Consider the following 21,688-nt stretch of genomic DNA (forward strand, 5'->3'; position numbering starts at 1 on the left):
CGCGCCGTTGGCGCGCCCATTGTTTTGAAGGGAACTCATTGAGAGGCAAGGCCCTGCGCCCGGCTCCTCGGTTCCGTGACGACTCGGCCGTTCGGGTCAGGTGGGCTGAATGGAATCGAGTGAATGGGCGTGCCGTCGGCACGCCCATTTTTGTGCGGGTGACAAAGGGGCAGTCCCTTTGTCACATTGCAAATGGTCTTCCCTGCTTGTGGGACTTATGGGCCGTCCCTTTGTCGCCTCTTTATTGATGCTGGGAGCGCCAAGCGGTGGGGGTGGTGCCGGTGTGTTGCTTGAAGGCTTGGGCGAAGGCAGCCTGCTGAGGGTAGCCTAGACGCTCTGCCACCTGCGCTATCGTGAGCGCGCTATCGGCCAAAAGGTCCTGTGCTCGCTCCATACGGCGTCTGCGAATGTAGGCGCCCAGGGACTCGCTAGTTTGGGCCTTAAAGGTGGCGCATAGCTTGGAGCGGCTTGTGTAGAGCCTCTCGGCCACCTCGTTGATACCCACACGTTTGCCCTTGTCGAGCGCGCGCTCAATCATTGCCGTTGCTTCTTCGGCAATGGTTATGCTGACGCGTGTGTCTGCCGCCTGCCGCGCCTGCTTGTGGGCCGCGCGCGAACAGGCGAGCTCCGCGACCATGGTCTCCACGATGCCTTGCATATAGACGTGTCCGCCTACGGTGCGGGCGCGGTCCTCGTTAATCCTGCGCAACGTGTGGCAGATGGCAGACGTCGCCTCCTCGTGCCATGGCTCGGCAAACGCCTCAAAGACCCCTGCGAACTCGGTGGGATAGCGGTACTCCAGTTCGTCAAAATATCCAGGCAAAAAGAGCACCGAGCGCGAGTGATAGAGCCGCCCTGCAAACAGTGGGCTTAACTCCTCGCCACAGTTATCTTGGATAAAGCTGCACACAGCATTGTTTGGCCACGGTCCATGCAGGGGTTTAAGGTTCGCAGGCGTTATGCCGGCTTCGGGCATGCACATGAGCGTGGGCGCGCTGACCTCGCTCACGCACGCGTACGGTTCGGGTGTGTATTCGGCCAGGTACATATCGTGCATCGGGGTAATGTAATGCTCCATGACGATGCAGGCAGGGGAGAGGGGCATGATCCATGCGCGTCCGTGCGCCCGATCGTTTGTCACCTCACCGGTAAAGACGGCGCCCTTGCCGGAAAGCTGCAGACCAAACTGCTCAAACTGCGGTGCGTAGAGCTCGGTTATATCGGTTGCTGCCCGCCGCATTTTCAAAAGCGTCCCCTTCATTTGCGAAAACGTCCACGCCTGGCCCAATTGTGTGCCCTGGCTAACACGCCCATGATAAGTTTCTTACGGTTAACTCTCAAGCCGTTAGAAAGGAATCTCATGGCAAAGGGATCAAAAAAGGAAGGCGGCGGCATCGGCGAGCTACTTGCATATGCCGCTGACCGTAAATTCCTAACGTATTTGGGCATGGCCCTCTCGGCGTTCTCGCAGCTGTTGAGCTTTGGCCCGTACGTGTGCATCTGGCTTGTTGCGCGAGACCTGATTGCCGTGGCGCCCAACTGGAGCGAGGCCGCCGACATCGCGATGTATGGTTGGTGGGCTGTTGGTTTTGCCCTGGCAAGCATCGTGGTCTATTTCGTGGGACTCATGTGCACGCACCTGTCCGCGTTTCGCTGCGCATCCAATATCCGCAAGGCTACGAGCGAGCATCTGCTTAAGCTGCCGCTCGGCTACTTTGACACGCACGCCACCGGTGAGCTGCGCCGTATCGTAGACGGCTGTGCCGCCTCCACCGAGACGCTGCTCGCGCACATGCTGCCCGATATCGCCGGTGCCACCGCCATGGTCGTGGGCCTGCTTGTGCTGCTATTTGCCCTCGATTGGCGTTTGGGCGCGGCATGCTTAATCTCGGTCGTCGTTTCGTTTTGCGCCATGGCCACCATGATGAGCGGCAAGGGCGCCGAGTTTATGAAGGCTTACATGGGCGCGCTGGTCAAGATGAACAAGACCGGCACCGAATACGTACGCGGCATCCCCGTGGTCAAGGTATTCCAGCAGACGGTCTACTCCTTTAAGGCGTTCCACGATGCGATCGCCGAATACGCCGATATGGCGCAAAACTATGCGGGTACGTTTTGCCGGGGTCCGCAAGTGCTCAACCTTACTGCGCTCAACGGCCTTGTGGCATTTCTTTTGCCTGTGGCGCTGCTGCTGGCGCCGGGCGAGACGGACTTCGCGCACTTTATGGTCAATTTTACGTTTTACGCGATCTTTTCGGCCGTGGTGCCGACGGCCATGACCAAGCTTATGTTTGTGGGCGAGGCGTCTCAGATGAGTGCTGATTCGCTGGCTCGCATCCGAAGCGTTATGGATTCCAAGCAGCTCTCCGTGCCCGCTCAACCCAAGCACCCCGCTGGCAGCGATGTGCGCTTTGAGGACGTGAGCTTTACCTACGAGGGCGCCGAGGTGCCTGCCGTCGATCATGTGAGCTTTAGCGTTCCCGCAGGTAGCACCCTTGCGTTGGTTGGTCCCTCGGGCGGCGGTAAGTCGACCTGCGCAAGCCTGATCCCGCGTTTTTGGGATGTTTCCTTGGGTCGTGTGCTCGTGGGCGGCGTAGACGTTCGCGACATGGATCCGCACGAGCTCATGGACCAGGTCGCCTTTGTGTTTCAGACCAACCAGCTGTTCCGCCAAACACTTGCCGATAACGTGCGCGCCTCCAAGCCTACGGCCACTGACGACGAAGTGCGCGCGGCCCTCTCCGCGGCCCAGTGCGACGATATCGTGGCCAAGCTCCCGCAGGGCATCGACACCATGCTCGGCGCCGGCGGGGCGTACCTTTCGGGCGGCGAGGTCCAGCGCGTGGCGCTCGCCCGCGCAATCCTTAAGGACGCGCCCATCGTGGTGCTCGACGAGGCCACAGCCTTTGCCGACCCCGAGAACGAGGCGCTCATCCAGCGCGCCTTTAGCAAACTGGCGGCGGGTCGCACAGTCATTATGATCGCGCACCGGCTTTCGACCGTGGTGGGGGCCGACAAGATCGTGGTGCTCAACCAAGGTAGCGTGCAGGAGACTGGCACCCATGCCGAGCTGCTGTCCCAAAAAGGCCTGTACGCCAAGATGTGGGCCGAATACGAACAGGCCGCGAGCTGGAAAATCACTGCAGCGACCGCGGATGTCGCCGTCGCGAAGGGAGGCGAGGCCTAAATGTTCGCCTCATTCCAAAAGAAGTATTTCCTATCCGATAAAGGTGTCGCCGGCGTAAAACGCGGCATTTTCTGGACCACGCTCACCAATCTTGTGACCATGGCCGGCATGGGCTTTTTGTTCCTGGTCATGGCTGGCTTTGTCGAACATCTCGCCACCGGCGCCGACCTGCCGGATGCCCTACCGATCGTGGGCGGCCTCCTGGTCTTTTTCGTGTTGCTCTTTGTCTCTAACTGGCAGCAGTATTACTACACCTACTGCATCTTTTACGAGGAGTGCGGCAAGCAGCGCATGGGGATTGCCGAGCGCTTGCGCAAGCTGCCGCTGTCGTTTTTTGGCCGTCGTGATCTGGCCGATCTAACCGAGACCATCATGGGCGACGTTCAGACTATGGAGCATGCCTACAGTCATGTGCTGGGAGAGCTTTGGGGTGCCATCATCGCAAGTGCCATCGTGTTCGTGGCGTCGCTGTTCTTTTGCTGGCAGCTGGCGATTGCGGCGTTTTGGAGCGTGCCCGTGGCCTTTGCCGTGCTGTATCTGACACGCGGGCCCATGACCCCGGTGTTCGACCATGTGCGCGCCGAGAAGGTCAAGGTCACCGAGGCGATCCAGGAGACGCTCGACTGCGTGCGCGAGATCCGCGCCACCAACCAGGAGGCCCATTATCTTGAGGGACTCAACGCCGTGATCGATGCCGAGGAGCGCGAGACCACCAAAGGCGAGCTCGCCAACGGGCTTTTGGTCAACTCCGCCTTTGCCATCCTGCGCCTGGGGATTGCCACCACGTTGGTCACGGGCGCTGCGATGGTCGCCTCCGGCCAGGTCGACTTTTTGATGATGTTTGCCTTCCTGCTTATGGTGAGCCGCATCTATGCGCCCTTTGATCAGGCGCTGATGCTGATGTTCGAGCTGTTTGCCGCCGAGTCGTCGGCCAAGCGCATGCGTTCCATCATGGAAGAGCCCGTGGCGCGGGGCAGCGAGCAGTTTGAGCCCGTAGGCCACGATGTGGTGTTCGATCACGTGGCATTTGGCTATGGTGCGGGCGAGGACGGCCGCGCCGGCGAGAAAGTTCTTACCGATGTGAGCTTTACCGCCAAGGAAGGCGAGGTCACGGCACTGGTCGGTCCTTCGGGCTCCGGTAAGTCCACGGTGAGCCGCCTGGCCGTGCGCTTTTGGGATGCCACCGCGGGCACGGTCACCGTGGGCGGCGTGGATGTTGCGAGCGTGGATCCCGAGGTGCTGCTGCGCGACTACGCCATTGTGTTCCAAGACGTGCTGCTCTTTGACGACACGGTGATGGGAAACATCCGTCTTGGTCGTCGCGATGCCACCGATGAGGAAGTGCTTGCTGCCGCGCGTGCCGCCAACTGCGACGAGTTTGTGAGCCGCATGCCGCAGGGCTATGACACCATGATCGGCGAGAACGGCTCCAAGCTGTCCGGCGGTGAGCGCCAGCGCATCTCTATCGCCCGTGCGCTGCTCAAAGACGCGCCTATCGTGCTGTTGGACGAGGCGACGGCGAGCTTGGATGTGGAGAACGAGACCGTGGTTCAGCAGGCGCTCTCCCGTCTGCTTGCAGGTAAGACGGTTATCGTTATTGCCCACCGTATGCGTACGGTGGAAAATGCCGACAAAATCGTTGTACTCAAGGATGGTGTGGTTGCCGAGCAGGGCACTCCGGCGCAGCTCAAGGCGGCAGGTGGAGAATTCGCCCGCATGGTGGCGCTGCAAAAGGAAGCAGCTACCTGGCAGTTGTAAGAAGGGGCAAAGGGACAGTCCCTTTGTCACATTGACAATCGGTTACTCCGCATCGTTAATTTTCAAAAGGTTAGCCATGGCTGACCTAGATAGTTAGATAAAATTGAGATATTTCAAAAGCGTGCTCGAGCAAACTTGTTTACTCGGGTGCTGAGGCACCATGCCGCGTCCAATGCGGCAAAAGGGAGAAGCAACATGAAGAAGTCGACGTTCAATACCCTGCTTGTCGGTGGCGGTTTTCTGCTTGGCACGGCCGGCATCAAGCTGCTTACCAGCGCTCCGGTAAAGAGCGCCTGCGTGCAGGGTATCGCGTGCGGCATGCGCATCAAGAACGGTTACCAGGACATGGTCGAGCAGGCCAAGGCTAATGTCGACGACATGGTTGCCGAGGCTGCTTACATCACCCAGAGCGAGGCCGCTGCTGACGAGGCAGCCGAGTAACGCTCCCAGGCACAAACTATGAGATTCTCGATTATTAGCGAGATCCCCGGCAGGACCCGTCTTCAATTGGCGGGTCCTGTGCCAGAGAGCGATCTCGATGCACTTCTTAAGCTTGGCGGCGACATCGACGGCGTGCACAAGGTGCGCGTCTACGGCCGCATCGGCCAGATGGCACTCGAATACGACGAGTCGCGCCGCGATGCCGTGCTGGCCGCCGTCGGTGCGCTCGACGCTCAGGTCATCGCCGACGCAAAGACGGGTTACGTGATGCAGCTTGAGCCACGCAAGCACAAGCTCGTCATGGATCTTGCCACACTTATCGGCGCCCACTACGCGCGCCGCTGGTTCTTGCCGACGCCTCTGCGTGCTGTGTTTGTCGTGGCCGGTTACATGGCATTTTTGCGCGCCGCCCTCCGTGAGCTCGCGCAGCCGCGCCTGACCGTTCCCGTGCTCGATGCTTCGGCCATTGGTATCTCGTTTGTCAAACGCGACGTCGATACCGCCGGCCAGACGATGTTCCTGCTCAACGTGGGCGAATTGCTCGAGGACTACACGCGCGCCATGAGCGAAAACGAGCTCATCAACTCGCTGCTCGACGTGCCCGATAAGGCACAAAAAGTGGTCGGTGACACCGAGGTAAGCGTTGCCGCCACCGAGCTCGAGCCCGGCGACTTGGTAGCCGTGCGCACTGGCATGTCCATTTGCATCGACGGTGTTGTCGAGCAGGGGAGCGCTATGGTCAACCAAGCGACCCTGACCGGCGAGCCGCTGGCCGTCGAGCGTAGCGCAGGCGACGACGTGTTCGCCGGCACCGTCGTGGAAGACGGCAGCATCTTGGTGCGCGTGCGCGCCAATACGGCGCAAACCAAACTGCGCTCAATCGTCTCGCTCGTGCAGACGGCCGACTCGCTCAAGTCCGAGGGCCAGTCGCATATGGAGGACCTTGCCAACAAGATCGTCCCGTGGAACTTCTTGCTCGCGGGCCTGGTTGCGCTTACTACCCGCAGCCTCATCAAGACCTCGGCGGCACTGATGGTCGACTACTCGTGCGCACTCAAGCTCACGGGTTCCGTTGCCGTCATGACCGCTATGAGCGATGCTGCCAAGATGGGCGTCATGGTCAAGGGCGCGAAGTACTTTGAGTCGTTTGCCAAGGCCGACACCATTGTGTTTGACAAGACCGGCACGCTTACCGAGGCGCAGCCGCGTCTTGCCTGCGTGCTCACCACCGATGGCTGGAGCGAGGACGAGGTTCTGCGCCTTTCCGCTTGCTTGGAGGAGCATTTTCCGCATCCGGTGGCGCGTGCCGTGGTCAATGCGGCACGCGAGCGCGGGCTCGAGCACCGCGAGCGCCATGCTGCCGTCGAGTACATCGTGGCGCACGGCATCGCTTCGTCCATTGAAGGGCGTCGCGCGATTATCGGCTCGGCACACTTTGTGTTTGAGGACGAGAGCGCGCAGCTCGATTCCGACATTAAGGAGCGCATTGAGTCTCAGATGCAGGGCCTGTCACCGCTGTATCTGGCGGTCGATGGCAAGGTCGTCGGCGTGCTCGGTATCGAGGATCCGCTCAAGCCCGGCGTCCGTGAGGCCATCGCCGACCTACATGCGCTGGGCGTCAAGCATGTCGTTATGCTCACGGGCGATTCGGAGCGCACGGCCGAGCGCATTGCGCGCGAGGCGGGTGTCGACGAGTTTAAGGCCGAGCTGCTGCCCGAGGACAAGTACGCCTATGTGGAGCGCATTAAGGGTGAGGGGCGCCACGTTGCCATGGTGGGCGACGGCGTCAACGATTCGCCGGCACTCGGTTTGGCCGACGTGGGGCTGGCAATGGGTGGCGGAAGCGACATCGCCAAGGAGGTCGCCGATATTATCCTGACCGACACGGATCTGGCCGCGATCGTGCGTTTGCGCCGCATGAGCCAGGGCCTCATTGATCGTCTGACGAGCTCCTACTCTAAGGTGATGCTCACCAACTCGGCGCTGTTGGCATTGGGTATTACCGGCGCGATTACCCCGCAGACGTCGTCACTGCTGCACAACGGCTCGACGATTGCCTACAGCCTGAGCAACGCGAAGGCTTACCTGCGTTAGCGTTTTCGATTGAGTAAATGGCCTGCACCCTGACGACACCGCAGCCGCCAGGGTGCAGGCCTTCTTTTGTTTGACGAGATGTTAGCTCGGATATATGCTCGTGCTAGCAGAGCTAGCAATGCTGAAGGTGAGGTTGAGATGGCTACCGTTGGCAGCATGGCGCAGGTGAATGTTCGCGTAGATCGCTCGGTTAAAGAGCGCGCCGAGGAAGCGCTGCGGCTTTCGGGCGGGTCACTGCCCGAGCTCATCAAAAAGGTGGTGGCCAAGGTCGCGCAGGGTGGCGGGCAGTGCGAGGAAGTGCTTGCGGCCGTCGACGACCGGCGGCAGACCGTCGCGCCCGATACTCCGTTCGCCGCATCATGGGCGGCGGCAGATCAGCTTTACGCGGACCTGGGCATCGCTACGTCGCCCGTATCCGACGATCGCGGTTGGGAAACAATCTATTCCGAAGCCATGGACGAGCACTATCGCCAAAAGGGGATGATCCTGTGAGCGGGGCTCCCCTCAAAATAATGGTGGATGCCAACGTATGGGTTGATTCGTTTTGCGCCGACCATGCCGAGTCGCTTGCCGCACGCGCGTTTATTGGGCAGGCGACGGAGGCGGGGGCATTGCTGTTCTTTCCGGTGCATATCGCCAAGGACGTACTGTATGTTGTACAGCACGAACTGAAGCATAGCGTTCTTGCCAGCGGGGGAGCGCTCGATGAGGCATCTGCCCGCGCGATTGGCGATGCGGCGTTGGCGTTTGTTCGGAACATGACCGAAAACGCCACGGCCGTGGGTGCAGATGCGTCGGACCTTTGGCTGGCCGACAAATACTTAGCGCTCCATCGCGATTACGAGGACAACTTGGTACTCGCCGCATGCAAACGCGCCCAGGTTGATTACTTGGTGACCAACGATCGAAAACTGCTCGAACATGCCGATCTTGCAGCAAAGACACCTCGTCAAATGATGCCGATTCTTGCTTTGGCCAAACGCGGCGGCACGGCTATCGGTTGACGCGAGCTGTTCGCGGGCCCCTTGGACGACGATGCGCCAAGGGGCCCGCGTCTGCTATTTACAAAAGCTCGGCCTTGATGGTGGGACTTTCTGCGAGCTGCTCGGCTGCCTTTTCGTTGGAGCTGTCGAGTGCTGCCAGACTGCGGTAGACCCACTCGTTGACCTGGGTGTTCTTGACGCCTGCGGTCTGCATAAGGGCGCCTACCTCGCGGATTGCTGCGAACAGATCGGCCTTGGGACCCGCGAGCTCGACCTCGATACCGTGGTAGGCGGCCACGCCGCGGTTCTCACTCACGTGGTCGATAAAGCCCTCGACGGTCTCAAGCTGCTGGGCGAGAGCTGCATCATCGTCAACGTCCAGCGCGACGAGTGCGTTCGATACCGTGAGGGCGGGATGTCCGCAGGGGACAAAGCCCTCGATGACATCCATAGCTTCGGTAATGGTTGAGCCCAGGCCTGCGAGGGCATCGACGAGTTGCTGCTTGGTATCCATAACGGTCCTTTCGACGGGTCAATTTTGCTTGGCGAAAATATACGTGACGCGATCGGTAACAAAAGTGCGAAGTGCGGCGCACATTGGGGTCTTCACAGCTCGTGCATAGAACAGCTGTCCGCTTTCAGAACGTGGTAAGATAACACTCCACAAGCGGGGCTCGCCCCGTATGTTCCTTGAAAAGTCGACGGTTATCGGGTGTTTGCAGGCCCGATACCATCCAGACTTTCCCGACATTCGGGGGCGACTGGTTTCGACACGATAGCTCTGAGAGAGGAAGCAAGCCGAGGTCTCCTCGCCTCGTTAAACAGGGGTACCGTCAAATTGAATTGACAACAACTCTTCTTTTGAGCCTATGGCTCTCGCTGCTTAATTTATAGCGGCGCGTCAACCCGGTGATTTCCCCGACACCGGCGCGACGTCATCTTAGGGGAATGCTCCTGCGCACGTAATCGGTATGGCGCGGGCTAAGACCGAACCGGTTAGGACGTCGCGAGCGTGTCGCTGCGCGCAAGGCGTCCGAGACTAAACCAGCGACTGAGCTTGGAGATGCCAATCAGGGGGCTTTCGTGGACCGGAGTTCGATTCTCCGCGCCTCCACCATAAGTAACAGGCAGGTAGATATTCGTATCTACCTGTCTTTTTATTTCTAGTCCGTACCGCGGAGAATCGAACTCTGTGCAGGGCGCGGGCGTTAAGCAAACGCGAAGCGTTTGTAGCCCGCGGGCGAGGGCGGCGGCAGCCGGCCGAAGCCGGTGCAGCAAATACGCGGATTCTTCGCGCAAAGCTTCAGCCCAATATAGATGCGATGTTTATCGAATTTCAGCTGGCCTCGCCCAGCATCAACGGATCCCCCGTACCGCGGAGAATCGAACTCTATGCAGGGCGCGGGCGTAAAGAAAACGCCTCAGTGACGCAGAGTGGGACGCGTTTTCCCAATGACTGCCCAGGCGGAAACCGCATCCCGGAATCTAAGCTCGGAATGGGATACATTTTCCGGATGACGCCTCAAGTGGAAGCTGCGACCCGGAATCGAGCCGTAGAGTGGGACATGCTTTCCCCATGGCAACCCAGGCGGAAAGCGCATCCCGGAATCGCCCCTCAGAACGGGACGTGCTTTCCGCCAGCCGCCCCCTCAACTCCAAAACCCATGCGCCCTCCATCCCAAAACTGGGTAGAAGAAGGCCAAAACGCAATCGCAGGAGGTCGATATGACTGCAGAAGATAAGGCAAAGAACGTCGGCAAGGTCGCGCTCGTCTTGGAGGGTGGCAGTTTTCGTGGGCAGTTTACCGCCGGCGTGCTCGACGTTCTCATGGAGGCCGGTGTCGAAATTCCGGCGGTATATGGCGTATCGGCCGGTGCGCTCAACGGCGTCAACTACAAGTCGCACCAGATCGGTCGCGTCAATCGCATCAACCTGACCTTCTGCAATGACAACCGCTACATGGGTGCCGCATCCTTCGCATCCACGGGCTCCATCGTGGGTTACGACTTTATCTTCAACGATATCCAGGACCGCCTGGATCCCTTTGACAACGAGGCGTTCGACGCCAGCCCCATCGAGATGTACGCCGTCGCGACGGACATGCTCTTTGGAACTGCCGCATACCTGCCGGTCAAAAGCGCCGTGCTCGACCTCGATGCTGTGCGCGCCTCTACCTCGCTGCCGCTGGTGACGCCGCCGGTCGAGATCGACGGGCACAAATACGTCGACGGCGGTGTAGCCGATTCGGTCCCTATCGAGCATGTGCTGGAGGAGGCCGGTTTTGACCGTGCGGTCGTCATTGTCACGCAGGACCGCTCGTTCGAGAAAAAGCCCTACGAGTTTATGCCCGCCGCACGCGCCCGCTATGCCGACTACCCCTACCTGCTCGAGGCTATCGAGACGCGCCACGACCGCTACAACATTCAGCGCATGCACCTGTGGCAGTATGAGCGCGAGGGCCGCGCGCTGGTCATCGCTCCGCAAAAGCCGGTCGAGGTCGGCCATGTCGAGCACGATCCAGCAAAGCTGCTCGATCTGTATATTCAGGGTCGCCAGGAGGCAAAGCGTTTGCTCGCGGAGATCCAGGAGTTTGTTGAGCGCTAGCGCTGCAACGTCACGGCTCGTGGATGACATGTGCAGAAACTCTGGTCGGAGCCAAAATACCTGTTGACTCGTACGGCGAGCGGGGTAATATGGACGGGTTACTTGCAGAGCCCCGTGAATCTCTGTAACAACACGTACTGTACATGGAGGAGTCTAAGTGATTTCGAAATCGACTCACTACGCCAAGCAGGGCGAGGTCCAGCGCAACTGGGTTCTCGTCGACGCCGATGGTGCTGTCCTGGGCCGTCTTGCCACCCAGATCGCAATGATCCTGCGCGGTAAGAACAAGCCCCAGTTCACGCCCAACAGCGACTGCGGCGACTTCGTTGTCGTCATCAACGCCGATAAGGTCCAGCTTACCGGTAACAAGGCCGACACGAAGACCTATTATCGCCACAGCGGCTACAACGGCGGCCTCAAGGCTGAGAGCTTCCGCCAGGCTATGGAGAAGCACCCGGAGAAGGTCATCGAGCGCGCCGTTCGCGGTATGCTGCCCAAGACCACCCTCGGCCGTGCCCAGATGACCAAGCTTAAGGTCTACGCTGGTGCCGAGCATCCGCATGCTGCCCAGAACCCCACGAAGATTGAGCTGGAGGCTTAAAGATGGCTGAGAACACCGTTGTCTACCAGGGTACCGGCCGTCGTAAGAACGCCGTCGCCCGCGTCCGTCTCGTCCCCGGCACCGGCAAGGTGACCATCAACAAGCGTGACGCCGAGCAGTATTTCGGCCGTCATCAGCTCGTTGAGAACGCCCTTGCTCCCTTCAAGGTGACCGACACCGCCGGTCAGTTCGACGTTATCGCTCTGTGCGATGGCGGCGGCATCTCCGGTCAGTCCGGCGCTCTGCGCCTGGGCATTGCTCGCGCTCTTCTGAACGCTGGCGACTACCGTGCTGACCTCAAGAAGGCCGGTTTCCTTACGCGCGATGCTCGCGTGGTCGAGCGCAAGAAGTACGGCCTCAAGAAGGCCCGCCGCGCTCCCCAGTTCTCCAAGCGCTAAGGTTTTATCTCCTTTCGAGATACAATGTACAAGCGGGGCCTGCCGATTCCTCGGCGGGTCCCGTTTTTCTTTTTCGACTAGAGCGGGCGGTTGCATATCGCCTGCTAGGGAAGGAGCGATCCTATGCCCCAGAACATCTTCGGTACCGACGGCGTCCGTGGCGTCGCCAATGCCGACCTCTCGTGCGACCTCGCGTTTCGCCTGGGCCGCGCGGCGACCAAGTTCCTTGGCCCGGATATCTGTGTCGGCCGCGACACGCGTCTTTCGGGCACCATGCTCGAGAGCGCTCTGACCGCTGGCATCATGGCCGAGGGCGGTCGTCCGCACTGCTGCGGCGTCATCCCCACGCCTGCCGTGGCGCTGCTCACCGTCCAGAACGAGCTCGACGGCGGTATCGTCATCTCTGCTTCGCATAATCCGCCGGAGTTCAACGGCATCAAGTTCTTTAGCCGCAAGGGCATGAAGCTTCCCGATGCTGTCGAGGAAGAGATCAGCGCCTGGGTCATGTCCGAGGAAGCCATGGCTGCCGACACGCTGCCGACCGGTGCCGGCGTGGGCCACATCATCAAGATGAAGGACGCTCGCAAGGCATACGTCGACCACGCCATCGATACGCTCGATGGTCTGAGGCTCGATGGCCTGGTCGTTGCCGTCGACTGCGGCCATGGCGCCTCTTGCCAGACCACGCCCGCCGCGCTGCAGCGCCTGGGTGCCACGGTCCATGCCATCAACACCGATTACTGTGGCACTGACATTAACGTTGAGTGCGGCTCTACTCACCTTGAGCCCCTGCGCGAGCTCGTGCTGCGCACCCACGCCGATATCGGCCTGGCCCACGACGGCGACGCCGACCGCGTACTGTTCGTGGACAGCGAGGGCAATGAGATCGACGGTGACTACATCCTGGCTATCTGCGGTTCTGACCTCGCCGCCCGCGGCAAGCTCGCCAACTCCGAGATCGTCTCGACCGTCATGTGCAACCTGGGCTTCTCCATCGCTATGAAGGAGCAGGGCTTCGAGATGGTTCAGACCGCCGTGGGCGATCGCTACGTTCTGGAGCGTATGCTCGCGGATGGCGCCGTCATCGGCGGCGAGCAGTCCGGCCACATCATCTTCCTGGAGCACAACACCACCGGTGACGGTCTGGTGACGGCTCTGCAGCTGCTGGCCGTGCTCAAGCGCACCGGTCGTACCCTCACCGATCTTGCCGGCATCATGAAGAAGTACCCGCAGGTGCTCGTCAACGTGCATTCCGACAACAAGGCTGGTCTGGACGATTGCCAGCCCATCTGGGATGCCGTCGCTGCTGCCGAGAAGGAACTTGACGGCCGCGGTCGCATTCTGGTGCGTCCGAGCGGTACCGAGCCGCTGGTCCGCGTTATGGCCGAGGCCGAGACGCACGAGCTGACCCAGCGCGTTGTCGACGACATCGTCGAGGTTGTCAAGCGCGAACTTCCCTAATGGTCAAAAACGAGTGCCAAGTGGTAAACTGTTAAGGCTATTTTGGTCGATTGGTATGTCCGAGGGGGAGCATGTTCACTAAAGTCCTAAGGTCTTTTGGTATGCGTGGTCGAGTCCTTACGCTGGATGCTCCCATCTCGGGCGACGTCATTCCGCTTTCCGAGGTAAACGACCAGACATTTGCCACCGGCCTTTTGGGCCAGGGCGTGGCGATTCAGCCTACCGGCACGCGTGTGATTGCACCGGCTGATGCCAAGGTCGAGGCCATTTTTCCCACGGGACACGCTGTTGCGCTTAACACGGTCGATGGCTTGGACGTGCTCATCCACGTTGGTTTGGACACTGTTCGGCTTGAGGGCAAGCACTTTACCGTACATGCGCAAGTGGGTGACATCGTCCATAAGGGCGATGTGCTCATTGAGTTCGATCGCGAGGCAATTGCTGCCGAGGGCTACGATGTGACGGTTCCCATCTTGGTGTGCAACTCTGTTGAGTTCTCGAGCATCAAGGGCTCCGTTGGCGTGCATGTCGAAGAGATGGACCAGCTCATCGTTGCTCGCGAGCGCTAGCAAGTGCACGTGGCCATTAGCCTACAATTCAAACACGTTTACGGAGGGCGCCCTTGAAAGAGGACGCCCTCCGTGGCAAGATGGGATTTGTCCGAAGCTAAAAGGCTTCGGGTCACCGTGGACGGGCAGGGGCCTCGACGCGGCTAGACACGAGACACATACATTACGCGACCTCGCCCTGGTGGCCGCACACGTTGGTTGCGGCCGACGCGGGCCGCGGGCAAGTGCTTGTAAGGGGAGCCTTGCCTCTCTTGTACGAGAAAGGACGCGTAATGAAGATCATTAAAGCTAAAGACTACGAGGATATGAGCCGCAAGGCCGCCAATATCATCTCGGCGCAGGTTATCCTCAAGCCCGACTGTGTGCTGGGCCTTGCCACCGGCTCCACCCCGATCGGTGCCTACAAGCAGCTCGCTGCTTGGTACGAGAAGGGCGACGTCGACTTTGCCGAGGTCAGCACATACAACCTGGACGAGTATCGCGGCCTTTCGCACGACGATCCCCAGAGCTATCACTACTTTATGCGTGAGAACTTCTTCGATCACATCAACATCGACCTGAACAACACGCATGTGCCCGACGGTTCCAACCCCGACGCCGCCGCTGCCTGCTCTGAGTACGACAAGATCGTCGCCGCCGCCGGTTACCCGGATCTGCAGCTGCTCGGCATTGGCAACAACGGCCACATCGGCTTCAACGAGCCCGATGACCACTTCTCCAAGGGTACGCACTGCGTCGACCTCACCGAGAGCACCATTCAGGCCAACAGCCGCCTGTTCGACAGCATCGACGACGTTCCCCGTCAGGCCTACACCATGGGCACCCAGACCATCATGTATGCCCGCATGATCCTGGTCGTCGCCAACGGCGAGGCCAAGGCTCAGGCCGTGCATGACATGTGCTACGGTCCGGTTACGCCTGCGTGCCCGGCTTCGATCCTGCAGCTGCACACCAACTGCGTTGTCGTTGCCGACGAGGCCGCCCTTTCGCTCTGCGAGTAGCGCGAATCCTGCACCTCGACATAGCCTTGCCTAAGGCCTCCGCTTTGCGGGGGCCTTTTTGCTATCCCTTTCCGCCCGCTTGACCAAAATCTTGCCGCAAGCTTGACGAATGCCGGATGTCAAACAGCTTGATTCATTCCATACCAGATTCTATGCAAAAATGCCACTAAAAGGTCGTAGACGGTAGCGGGTGCTAGGCGAGTTGAATGACATGGCTGAACCTTGTTCATTTGCGTTACACTGCCGCTTGGATGGGACAAGCTGACAAGCTCATTTACCTGCTTAAAGACCGATTAGTCGGGGGATTAATAACAATCGGCCCTCGCTGTACAAAAACTTGCCGCTTGCGTACCAAAAGACAACCTCAAACACAAGGTCGCTCTATTCATAGCGCGGCTTGTATGGTCTTGCGGTTACAGTGTCCATACGGTCGAGTTGAGGAGCGGGCATGGTAAACGATTTGAGCAGTATAGACGACCTCGAGCTGATGCCGCTGGGCGGAGGCTATATGGTGCGACGCGAACGCTTGATGAATGAGCTTCTCGCCAAGGGCCGAAAGGCCGGCATCGTGGTTCTCTATGCGCCCGACGGGTTTGGGAAGACCTCGGTGCTGCTGCAGTACACCCATGAGGTTAAATGCGACCCGACGCGAGGCCCTGTGCGGATTATCGAGGCCGATCGCGCCACTGGGCGCGAGGTGTTTATGCAGCTCGAGGTGGTTACCGAAGAACTCAAAGACAAACCGCACTCCCTTATCGCGATTGATAATGTGCCAAACCTCGATCAGCACGATACCGAAGACCTCATCGACAGGATTCGCGGCCTGCGCGCTATGGGGGTAGGGGTCTTTATCTCCTGCCGTCCTTCAAATCGTCAACTGATTCATGGGCTGGGCGATTCGGTTAAGATCAATGCGCAGATGCTCAAGGTGCATGCCTATGAGTATTCGGCGTGGGCATCGGCGTTTTCGATCAGCACATCGCTCGACTTTTATCAGCTCACGCAGGGCGTGCCCGAGCTCGTTTCGGCATTGCAGACGGGTCTGTATGGCCAAGGCGACGTAGCCGGTCTGCTCGAAAACGAGATTGTCAACGTATATGGCGCGGCACTTGTCGATCTGGCTTCGCTCGACAATAATGCGCTGTTTTGCGTGGCATGTCTCATGATTTTGATGGGCGAGGGCAATATCGCAGAACTCGAGGCTTGCGGGGTGAGGCTGTCGATGGTCGACCAGTCCTACTTTGTACGCGACTACCCGATCTTTGGCTTGGACCCCGCCGAGCGGAGTTTTACGTGTCTGGGCACGGAGGATAACGGACGCTTGCGCTTGCGTAAGTTGGTGGCCGAGGTTCGCCCCGAACTTGTTCCGAGGGCGGCCCGGATTTTGCTTAAGGCGGGTAGATGCGATGCGGCGATGGGCCTGGCGGACGCCTTTTTGGACCGTGATGCGGTCCTTGAACTTGCTGGGCAGTATGGGGTCGATCTGGCTCTGACGGGGCACGGGGCCGATATCTGCCGAGCAGCGCTGGGCACGATCGATGCCGAGGATCCGGCTCCAGAGCCAACGCCTGCCGAGGCGCTTGGCGTATATCTGGCAGCGGTCAGCGTGTCCAATACAAAGCTCGCTCGCTATATGGCATCGGTCATCGAGCGCGGGGGCGAACGGGCGGCCTGCGAAATAGACCCTGTTTCATGGAGGGTGGCCCAGACACTGACGGCTGTTTGCTATGGGGACAACGGGCTTGGGCTTCCTACGAACCTGGCCGTGCCAGAAATCGAGACATCCCATACCGCACTCGATATGTTGTCCGCACATATCGAGGTCAAGCGCTGCCTGACCGAGCGGGGAGATGACGGCGGCGTTCTACAGCAGCTCAAAACGAGCAAGGCCTACGACTGTGAGCTCGACATCGCGGGGATTGTTATACGGGCCGATAGCATGCTGGTGGAGCTTTTTGACGGGTCGTTTGCGGGAACCGACGAGCGCGACGACGAGATGACGGTGGTGCGGGAGGCGCTCGACGTACGTGGGCTTAAGGCGATGGCTATCTGGGTGCGCATGGTGTTGGCGGCACGGCGGCTCCTTTCCGGCCTGCCGGTAACCGACGACGCGGCATTCAACGAGCTCGATCGTTTTGCCGTGCGCATGCGCGACAACCAGATTCAGCTGTTTGGCCTGTTGCTAGAAGGCTGGCAGTCGCTGGCAGAGGGACGGCCGGTTAATGCAAAGTTTCGTGCGGTCCAAGTGCTCAAACTTGCCGAGGAGTCGATTGCGTACATGCGCGATAACGCATTGCTGCTGGAGCGCGCGGCGTATCTGCGTAACACCTCGATGGTTTCGGTGCGCGAGGAAGCGGAGTTGCTCGATATAAGCCAGACGCAGGTTGGTGGAGCGGAGGCCTGGATGGTGGCGCTGCATTTGGCCTGTGCGGGCCGAGACAGCGATCTTGCGGCCTGGATGTCCATGAATCGTGCGGGGATTCTGGAGCCATCGTATCGGCTCTTTGCGCGCCTTGCCATGCATTGTCTGGGCGAGCCGGCGACCAGGATTCGCAAGAAGCTTCCCGTGCGCGAGCTGTCGCGGTACTCGCTGCGCGATGATCTGGAAGGGGAGGGCGAGCGCTTATTTCAGGCCGGCGAGGTTGAAGCCGTTGATACCATCGACCATATCGAGATTCGCATGTTTGGTGCGTTTCGCGCCGAACGCGACGGGTTTCCCATCACGGACAAAATGTGGCGCCGCAAGAAGGCGGCGACACTTGCCGAGCGGCTTGCGCTGGGCATGGATGCGCTCGTCGATCGTGAGACGCTGGCTATGGAGCTGTGGCCCCATGCCGAGTTCAATAGCGCCCGCAACAACCTGTACTCGACGATATCGCGCTTGCGGTCGGCTTTGGGACCGACGCCGGATGGCAAGTCGTGTGTGCTCATCCAAAATGAATGCATCGGACTCAACGGCGACTACGTCAAGACCGATGTACGGCTGTTTGACCAGATAAGCCGCGAGGTTTTGGGAAATCGAACGGGTGCGCGCGGGCCCCATTTAGTTGAGCTGTGCCTTAAGATTGAGCAGCTTTATGCCGGACCGCTGTATGTTCCCAATGGCTGTAATCCCACCTACTTTTTGCGTATGCGACGCATTATGCAGTCAAAGTATATCGATTGCATGATTAAGGGAGCAAATGCCGCTCTAGAAGAAAACGACCTGCAGTCGGCGATTTGGCTGGCGGAGTCGGGTCTTCGACAGGAAACGGCGCGTGAGGATATGGTGCGCTGCGCCATGCGTGTCTACAGTGCGGCGGGGCGGCGGCGCGATATCGTCGAGCTGTACAGCGGGCATATGCACCATCTGAGGGAGCAGGTCAATGGCGTGCCCGAGCCCGAGACGCGGCGTCTATACGAGCGCTTGGTGGAGGGGCGGCTCAATCGCGTGCTGGTCGAGCGATAAAAACGGGCGCCCGAAGTACTTGGACACCCGTAAGCTCGCTATGTGTTGGCTCGCCGATCATTGGCTCTTAGACGAGCTTGATCTTCTCGATGTCCTTGCGCGAGGACTCGCGATACAGCGAGAACTTGCGGCCGATAACCTGAACGACCTCGGCGTGGCAACGCTCGGCGAGCTCCTCGGCGGCCTCGCGGGCGGAAAGACTGGAGCCATCGAGCACGGAGCACTTAACGAGCTCGTGCTTCTCCAGGTAGGCGACCGTCTGCTCGACGGTGCCCTCGTTAATATCGGACTTGCCGATGATGATGGCGGGGTTGAGGTGATGGGCCATGCTGCGAAGCTGCTTGACCTGGACTCCTGTCAGTGCCATGGGTTCTCGCTTTCTATGTATGGGGCGCCCCGCGACGGGGCCTTAATCTACGTGATCTGTCCCACGATAGCGCAGGAACGGCGCGGTGTGGAGCGTGTTTGCCCAGTTCAAAAAGAATGCGGACGCCGAGTGAGTGGGCGGCGTGGGCTGCGAACAGGCTATGAGCTGGGCGCAGAGACTGGCTCCCATGCAATAAATGCCCAACGGACCTTGCGGACGTGGTCGAGCATGTAGCGTCCCTGCGGCACACCCTTGGAGCCCGGCTCACCGGCATGGGGGTTCTCGATCATGTGCTGGGCGATGTAATCGCGCAGGCGGTCGATCTTATCCTCGTTGCCATGTTCGAGCATACGGGAAAAATCCGCCACACCTGCTTCAAGGCTATCGAAGGTGTCGCGTCGAGGCGATTCAAAGTATGTAACCTGCGGCAGGGCACCCATCTGAATGAGGATGTTGAAGGCGTACACAAAGCCATTGCTGCAGGTAACCGAGGCACCAATGGCGTTCATCAAGTGCAGATCATAGCGCGGGCTGGAGTTAGCGACCATCGTGACAGCACAACGACGACGAGCCGTACGGTCGAGCTTGGCAAGCGCACCTTTTAGATTGGTCGTCGTAACCGACCGACTGGCAAAGGCAACATCCACCGCTTTCGCGACCGGTCCAACCAAATCCCAATCATCATCCCAAGCAAGCTCAAGCGGCGTAATAAGATCCTCGAGTCCGTAATACTCAATGCCAGCATCAAGGGTGCCCAGCATGGCAGGGGAGAAATCAGCCGCAATCACAGGATGCCCAGCCTGAGCAAGCGGAATAGCAATCGACCCAGCCCCACACCCCATATCCAGCACCGATTCACCAGGCTTTAACGCCAACAGCTTCATAAAGTCCCGGGCATACGGAGCAGTCTCAAGCGGTCGAAAATGCCGAGCCCGCTTATCCCATTCAAAAGAATCATCAGCCCGCCGCCGATCAGCTTGCAGACGTATCCATTCGCCATTCCAATCCGCAGAAAGCAGATCAGAACGAATCTCCCCATCAACCACGGGCCAACCTCCTAGCAACAAAAAAGCGACTCCTCCCAAAAGAAGAGCCGCAACCAGCATATATCAGAAAGAACCGTTCCAACGCCAATCCGCCGTATCAACCATGTGGTGCAGGAGCGAAGCAACTGCAACATGGGACAGAACTCAGCCAAGGTTGAGATGTGCGGGAACCCCGGGAAGGGCAAATATATAAGGTCGATCGCGAGTTCCGCACGAGCCGGAGAGCACTTAATGTGCTCTCCGTGCGAGTCAGGACTGTCCGAGCAGGCGACCTTATATATTTGCCCTTCCCGGGGTTCCTCGCCTCGTATCCCTAGGCTAGTTCTTCAGCGAGTTCAGCGGCGCCGGGAAGCGTCCACCGCGATGGGCAAGCACGGTGCCGGCGTTGGGGTTCACCGGCATGATGGGTGCACGGCCGAACAGGCCGCCGTACTCGACGCAGTCGCCCACGCCCTTGCCGATGGCGGGAATCACGCGGACGGCCGTGGTCTTGTTGTTGATGACGCCGATGGCCATCTCGTCGGCGATGATGCCGGCGATGGTCTCGACCGGGGTGTCGCCGGGGATGGCGATCATGTCCAGGCCGACGGAGCACACACAGGTCATGGCCTCGAGCTTCTCGAGCGAAAGCGCACCGGCCTCGACGGCGGCGATCATGCCGGCGTCCTCGGACACGGGGATAAAGGCGCCGGAGAGACCGCCCACGCTGGAGCTGGCCATGACGCCGCCCTTCTTGACGGCATCGTTGAGCATGGCGAGCGCGCAGGTCGTGCCGGGGCCACCGCAGGTGCCCACGCCGATGATCTCGAGGATGCGCGCGACGGAGTCGCCGATGGCAGGCGTGGGAGCCAGCGACAGGTCGACAATGCCCTTCTCGACACCCAGACGATGGGCGGCCTCGCGGCTCATGAGCTCGCCGGCGCGGGTGATCTTAAAGGCGGTCTGCTTAATCTTCTCGGCGACCTCCATCATCGATGCGGAATCGGGCAGCGTCTCCAGGGCTGCGGCCATAACGCCGGGGCCCGAGACGCCTACGTTGATGACGGCGTCGGCCTCGCCACCGCCGTGGACGGCGCCCGCCATAAACGGGGAGTCCTCGACCATGTTGGCAAAGCAGACAAACTTGGAAGCGCCGACGGAATCCTGGTCGGCCGTGAGCTTGGCGGCGTCGATGATGGTCTGGGCGGCCATGAGCACGGCATCCATGTTGATGCCGGCGCGCAGGCTGGCGACGTTGACACTGGAGCAGACGCGGCTGGTGGTGGCAAGCGCCTGGGGGATGGACTGGATGACGCGGCGGTCGGCATCGCCGATGCCCTTCTGGACGAGCGCGGAGAAGCCGCCCAGGTAATCGATGCCGAGCGTCTCGGCCGCGCGGTCGAGGGCGTGCGCGATGGGGGTGAGGTCCTCATCCTTGCAGCACGCGGCGATCTGGGCCACCGGGGTGACGGAAACGCGCTTGTTGACGATGGGGATACCGTACTCGCGCTCGAGGTTCTCGGCGGTCTCGACCAGATGCTCAGCCGTGTGCGTCACGTGGTCGTAGATCTTCGTGCACATGCGGTCGAGGTTTTCGTCACCGCAACCCATGAGCGAAACACCCATGGTGATGGTCCTGATGTCGAGGTTCTGCTCCTCAACCATGCCGCGGGTTTCCGCGATTTCTGCGGGCGTGATCGCCATCCTTGCGCTCCTATCTGCCAAAACGAGCATAGTCTTTTCTATTCTAA

18 protein-coding genes and 1 other RNA gene are annotated in these 21,688 nt (G+C 60.0%); 14 read left to right on the top strand and 5 right to left on the bottom strand.

Annotated features, from left to right (window positions below; translation table 11 throughout):
- Positions 1-241: 241 nt before the first annotated feature.
- The gene (locus DW925_RS01660; protein ID WP_158565723.1) at positions 242-1,240 is read right to left on the bottom strand and encodes an AraC family transcriptional regulator; all 999 of its coding nucleotides are present in this window, start codon (positions 1,238-1,240) and stop codon (positions 242-244) included.
- Positions 1,241-1,360: 120 nt separating this feature from the next.
- On the opposite strand from DW925_RS01660, the gene DW925_RS01665 reads away from it, so the two are divergent.
- From DW925_RS01665 to DW925_RS01685, 6 genes are all read left to right on the top strand, one after another.
- Positions 1,361-3,187, top strand: coding sequence for an ABC transporter ATP-binding protein (locus tag DW925_RS01665; RefSeq protein ID WP_199577019.1), 1,827 nt, complete (start codon positions 1,361-1,363; stop codon positions 3,185-3,187).
- Entirely contained in the window at positions 3,188-4,945 is a 1,758-nt protein-coding gene (locus tag DW925_RS01670; protein ID WP_117790233.1) for an ABC transporter ATP-binding protein, read from the top strand.
- Between the two features lie 195 nt (positions 4,946-5,140).
- Complete coding sequence (locus tag DW925_RS01675) at positions 5,141-5,386, top strand: DUF6110 family protein (protein ID WP_117790234.1); 246 nt, start codon at positions 5,141-5,143, stop codon at positions 5,384-5,386.
- A gap of 78 nt (positions 5,387-5,464) precedes the next feature.
- A complete protein-coding gene (locus DW925_RS01680) occupies positions 5,465-7,480 on the top strand; it encodes a heavy metal translocating P-type ATPase (RefSeq protein WP_233503792.1) in 2,016 nt (671 codons plus the stop codon).
- Positions 7,481-7,618: 138 nt separating this feature from the next.
- Positions 7,619-7,972 carry a hypothetical protein gene (locus DW925_RS10090; protein WP_158556483.1) on the top strand — a complete coding sequence of 118 codons (354 nt, stop codon included), beginning with the start codon at positions 7,619-7,621 and terminating at the stop codon, positions 7,970-7,972.
- A 20-nt stretch (positions 7,973-7,992) separates the two neighbouring features.
- Positions 7,993-8,484, top strand: a complete 492-nt coding sequence (locus tag DW925_RS01685) for a PIN domain-containing protein (RefSeq protein ID WP_158565724.1) — start codon at positions 7,993-7,995, stop codon at positions 8,482-8,484.
- Positions 8,485-8,542: 58 nt separating this feature from the next.
- Here the strand turns inward: DW925_RS01685 and DW925_RS01690 are convergent, their stop codons facing one another.
- Positions 8,543-8,977 carry a hypothetical protein gene (locus tag DW925_RS01690; RefSeq protein ID WP_117583339.1) on the bottom strand — a complete coding sequence of 145 codons (435 nt, stop codon included), beginning with the start codon at positions 8,975-8,977 and terminating at the stop codon, positions 8,543-8,545.
- A 239-nt stretch (positions 8,978-9,216) separates the two neighbouring features.
- Between DW925_RS01690 and ssrA the strand changes: the two genes are divergently transcribed.
- The 8 genes from ssrA to DW925_RS01730 all read left to right on the top strand — a co-directional run bounded on the left by ssrA (position 9,217) and on the right by DW925_RS01730 (position 18,545).
- Positions 9,217-9,580, top strand: a transfer-messenger RNA (tmRNA) gene (gene ssrA, locus DW925_RS01695).
- A gap of 608 nt (positions 9,581-10,188) precedes the next feature.
- A complete protein-coding gene (locus tag DW925_RS01700) occupies positions 10,189-11,067 on the top strand; it encodes a patatin family protein (protein WP_117790235.1) in 879 nt (292 codons plus the stop codon).
- A gap of 157 nt (positions 11,068-11,224) precedes the next feature.
- A complete protein-coding gene (rplM, locus tag DW925_RS01705) occupies positions 11,225-11,668 on the top strand; it encodes a 50S ribosomal protein L13 (protein WP_022094635.1) in 444 nt (147 codons plus the stop codon).
- 2 nt (positions 11,669-11,670) lie between these two features.
- On the top strand, positions 11,671-12,066 hold the full coding sequence (gene rpsI, locus DW925_RS01710; protein ID WP_022094634.1) for a 30S ribosomal protein S9: 396 nt from the start codon (positions 11,671-11,673) through the stop codon (positions 12,064-12,066).
- A 123-nt stretch (positions 12,067-12,189) separates the two neighbouring features.
- Positions 12,190-13,527 carry a phosphoglucosamine mutase gene (gene glmM, locus DW925_RS01715; RefSeq protein WP_055251011.1) on the top strand — a complete coding sequence of 446 codons (1,338 nt, stop codon included), beginning with the start codon at positions 12,190-12,192 and terminating at the stop codon, positions 13,525-13,527.
- A gap of 101 nt (positions 13,528-13,628) precedes the next feature.
- Positions 13,629-14,096 carry a PTS glucose transporter subunit IIA gene (locus DW925_RS01720; RefSeq protein ID WP_369831898.1) on the top strand — a complete coding sequence of 156 codons (468 nt, stop codon included), beginning with the start codon at positions 13,629-13,631 and terminating at the stop codon, positions 14,094-14,096.
- Positions 14,097-14,368: 272 nt separating this feature from the next.
- Positions 14,369-15,097 carry a glucosamine-6-phosphate deaminase gene (gene nagB / locus DW925_RS01725; RefSeq protein ID WP_055251013.1) on the top strand — a complete coding sequence of 243 codons (729 nt, stop codon included), beginning with the start codon at positions 14,369-14,371 and terminating at the stop codon, positions 15,095-15,097.
- Between the two features lie 448 nt (positions 15,098-15,545).
- Entirely contained in the window at positions 15,546-18,545 is a 3,000-nt protein-coding gene (locus DW925_RS01730) for a BTAD domain-containing putative transcriptional regulator (protein WP_117736164.1), read from the top strand.
- A gap of 67 nt (positions 18,546-18,612) precedes the next feature.
- Here DW925_RS01730 and DW925_RS01735 read toward each other — a convergent pair whose 3' ends face one another.
- The 3 genes from DW925_RS01735 to DW925_RS01745 all read right to left on the bottom strand — a co-directional run bounded on the left by DW925_RS01735 (position 18,613) and on the right by DW925_RS01745 (position 21,641).
- Positions 18,613-18,912, bottom strand: coding sequence for a YhbY family RNA-binding protein (locus tag DW925_RS01735; protein ID WP_117790236.1), 300 nt, complete (start codon positions 18,910-18,912; stop codon positions 18,613-18,615).
- A 158-nt stretch (positions 18,913-19,070) separates the two neighbouring features.
- Positions 19,071-19,958 carry a methyltransferase domain-containing protein gene (locus DW925_RS01740; protein WP_233540207.1) on the bottom strand — a complete coding sequence of 296 codons (888 nt, stop codon included), beginning with the start codon at positions 19,956-19,958 and terminating at the stop codon, positions 19,071-19,073.
- Positions 19,959-20,276: 318 nt separating this feature from the next.
- The gene (locus tag DW925_RS01745; RefSeq protein WP_035136908.1) at positions 20,277-21,641 is read right to left on the bottom strand and encodes a PFL family protein; all 1,365 of its coding nucleotides are present in this window, start codon (positions 21,639-21,641) and stop codon (positions 20,277-20,279) included.
- Between the last annotated feature and the right edge of the window lie 47 nt (positions 21,642-21,688).

Origin of the sequence: Collinsella sp. AM43-1 (assembly GCF_003467925.1) — a bacterium.
Taxonomy (GTDB): Bacteria; Actinomycetota; Coriobacteriia; order Coriobacteriales; family Coriobacteriaceae; genus Collinsella.

Excerpts from the sequence above, each read along its gene's own strand:
- DW925_RS01670 (WP_117790233.1), top strand. The coding sequence starts at position 3,188 with ATGTTCGCCTCATTCCAAAAGAAGTATTTCCTATCCGATAAAGGTGTC.
- DW925_RS01665 (WP_199577019.1), top strand. The coding sequence starts at position 1,361 with ATGGCAAAGGGATCAAAAAAGGAAGGCGGCGGCATCGGCGAGCTACTT.
- DW925_RS10090 (WP_158556483.1), top strand. The coding sequence starts at position 7,619 with ATGGCTACCGTTGGCAGCATGGCGCAGGTGAATGTTCGCGTAGATCGC.
- DW925_RS01685 (WP_158565724.1), top strand. The coding sequence starts at position 7,993 with ATGGTGGATGCCAACGTATGGGTTGATTCGTTTTGCGCCGACCATGCC.
- DW925_RS01720 (WP_369831898.1), top strand. The coding sequence starts at position 13,629 with ATGCGTGGTCGAGTCCTTACGCTGGATGCTCCCATCTCGGGCGACGTC.
- DW925_RS01745 (WP_035136908.1), bottom strand. The coding sequence starts at position 21,641 with ATGGCGATCACGCCCGCAGAAATCGCGGAAACCCGCGGCATGGTTGAG.
- DW925_RS01730 (WP_117736164.1), top strand. The coding sequence starts at position 15,546 with ATGGTAAACGATTTGAGCAGTATAGACGACCTCGAGCTGATGCCGCTG.
- DW925_RS01660 (WP_158565723.1), bottom strand. The coding sequence starts at position 1,240 with ATGCGGCGGGCAGCAACCGATATAACCGAGCTCTACGCACCGCAGTTT.
- DW925_RS01700 (WP_117790235.1), top strand. The coding sequence starts at position 10,189 with ATGACTGCAGAAGATAAGGCAAAGAACGTCGGCAAGGTCGCGCTCGTC.
- DW925_RS01675 (WP_117790234.1), top strand. The coding sequence starts at position 5,141 with ATGAAGAAGTCGACGTTCAATACCCTGCTTGTCGGTGGCGGTTTTCTG.
- glmM (WP_055251011.1), top strand. The coding sequence starts at position 12,190 with ATGCCCCAGAACATCTTCGGTACCGACGGCGTCCGTGGCGTCGCCAAT.
- nagB (WP_055251013.1), top strand. The coding sequence starts at position 14,369 with ATGAAGATCATTAAAGCTAAAGACTACGAGGATATGAGCCGCAAGGCC.
- DW925_RS01735 (WP_117790236.1), bottom strand. The coding sequence starts at position 18,912 with ATGGCACTGACAGGAGTCCAGGTCAAGCAGCTTCGCAGCATGGCCCAT.
- rpsI (WP_022094634.1), top strand. The coding sequence starts at position 11,671 with ATGGCTGAGAACACCGTTGTCTACCAGGGTACCGGCCGTCGTAAGAAC.
- DW925_RS01690 (WP_117583339.1), bottom strand. The coding sequence starts at position 8,977 with ATGGATACCAAGCAGCAACTCGTCGATGCCCTCGCAGGCCTGGGCTCA.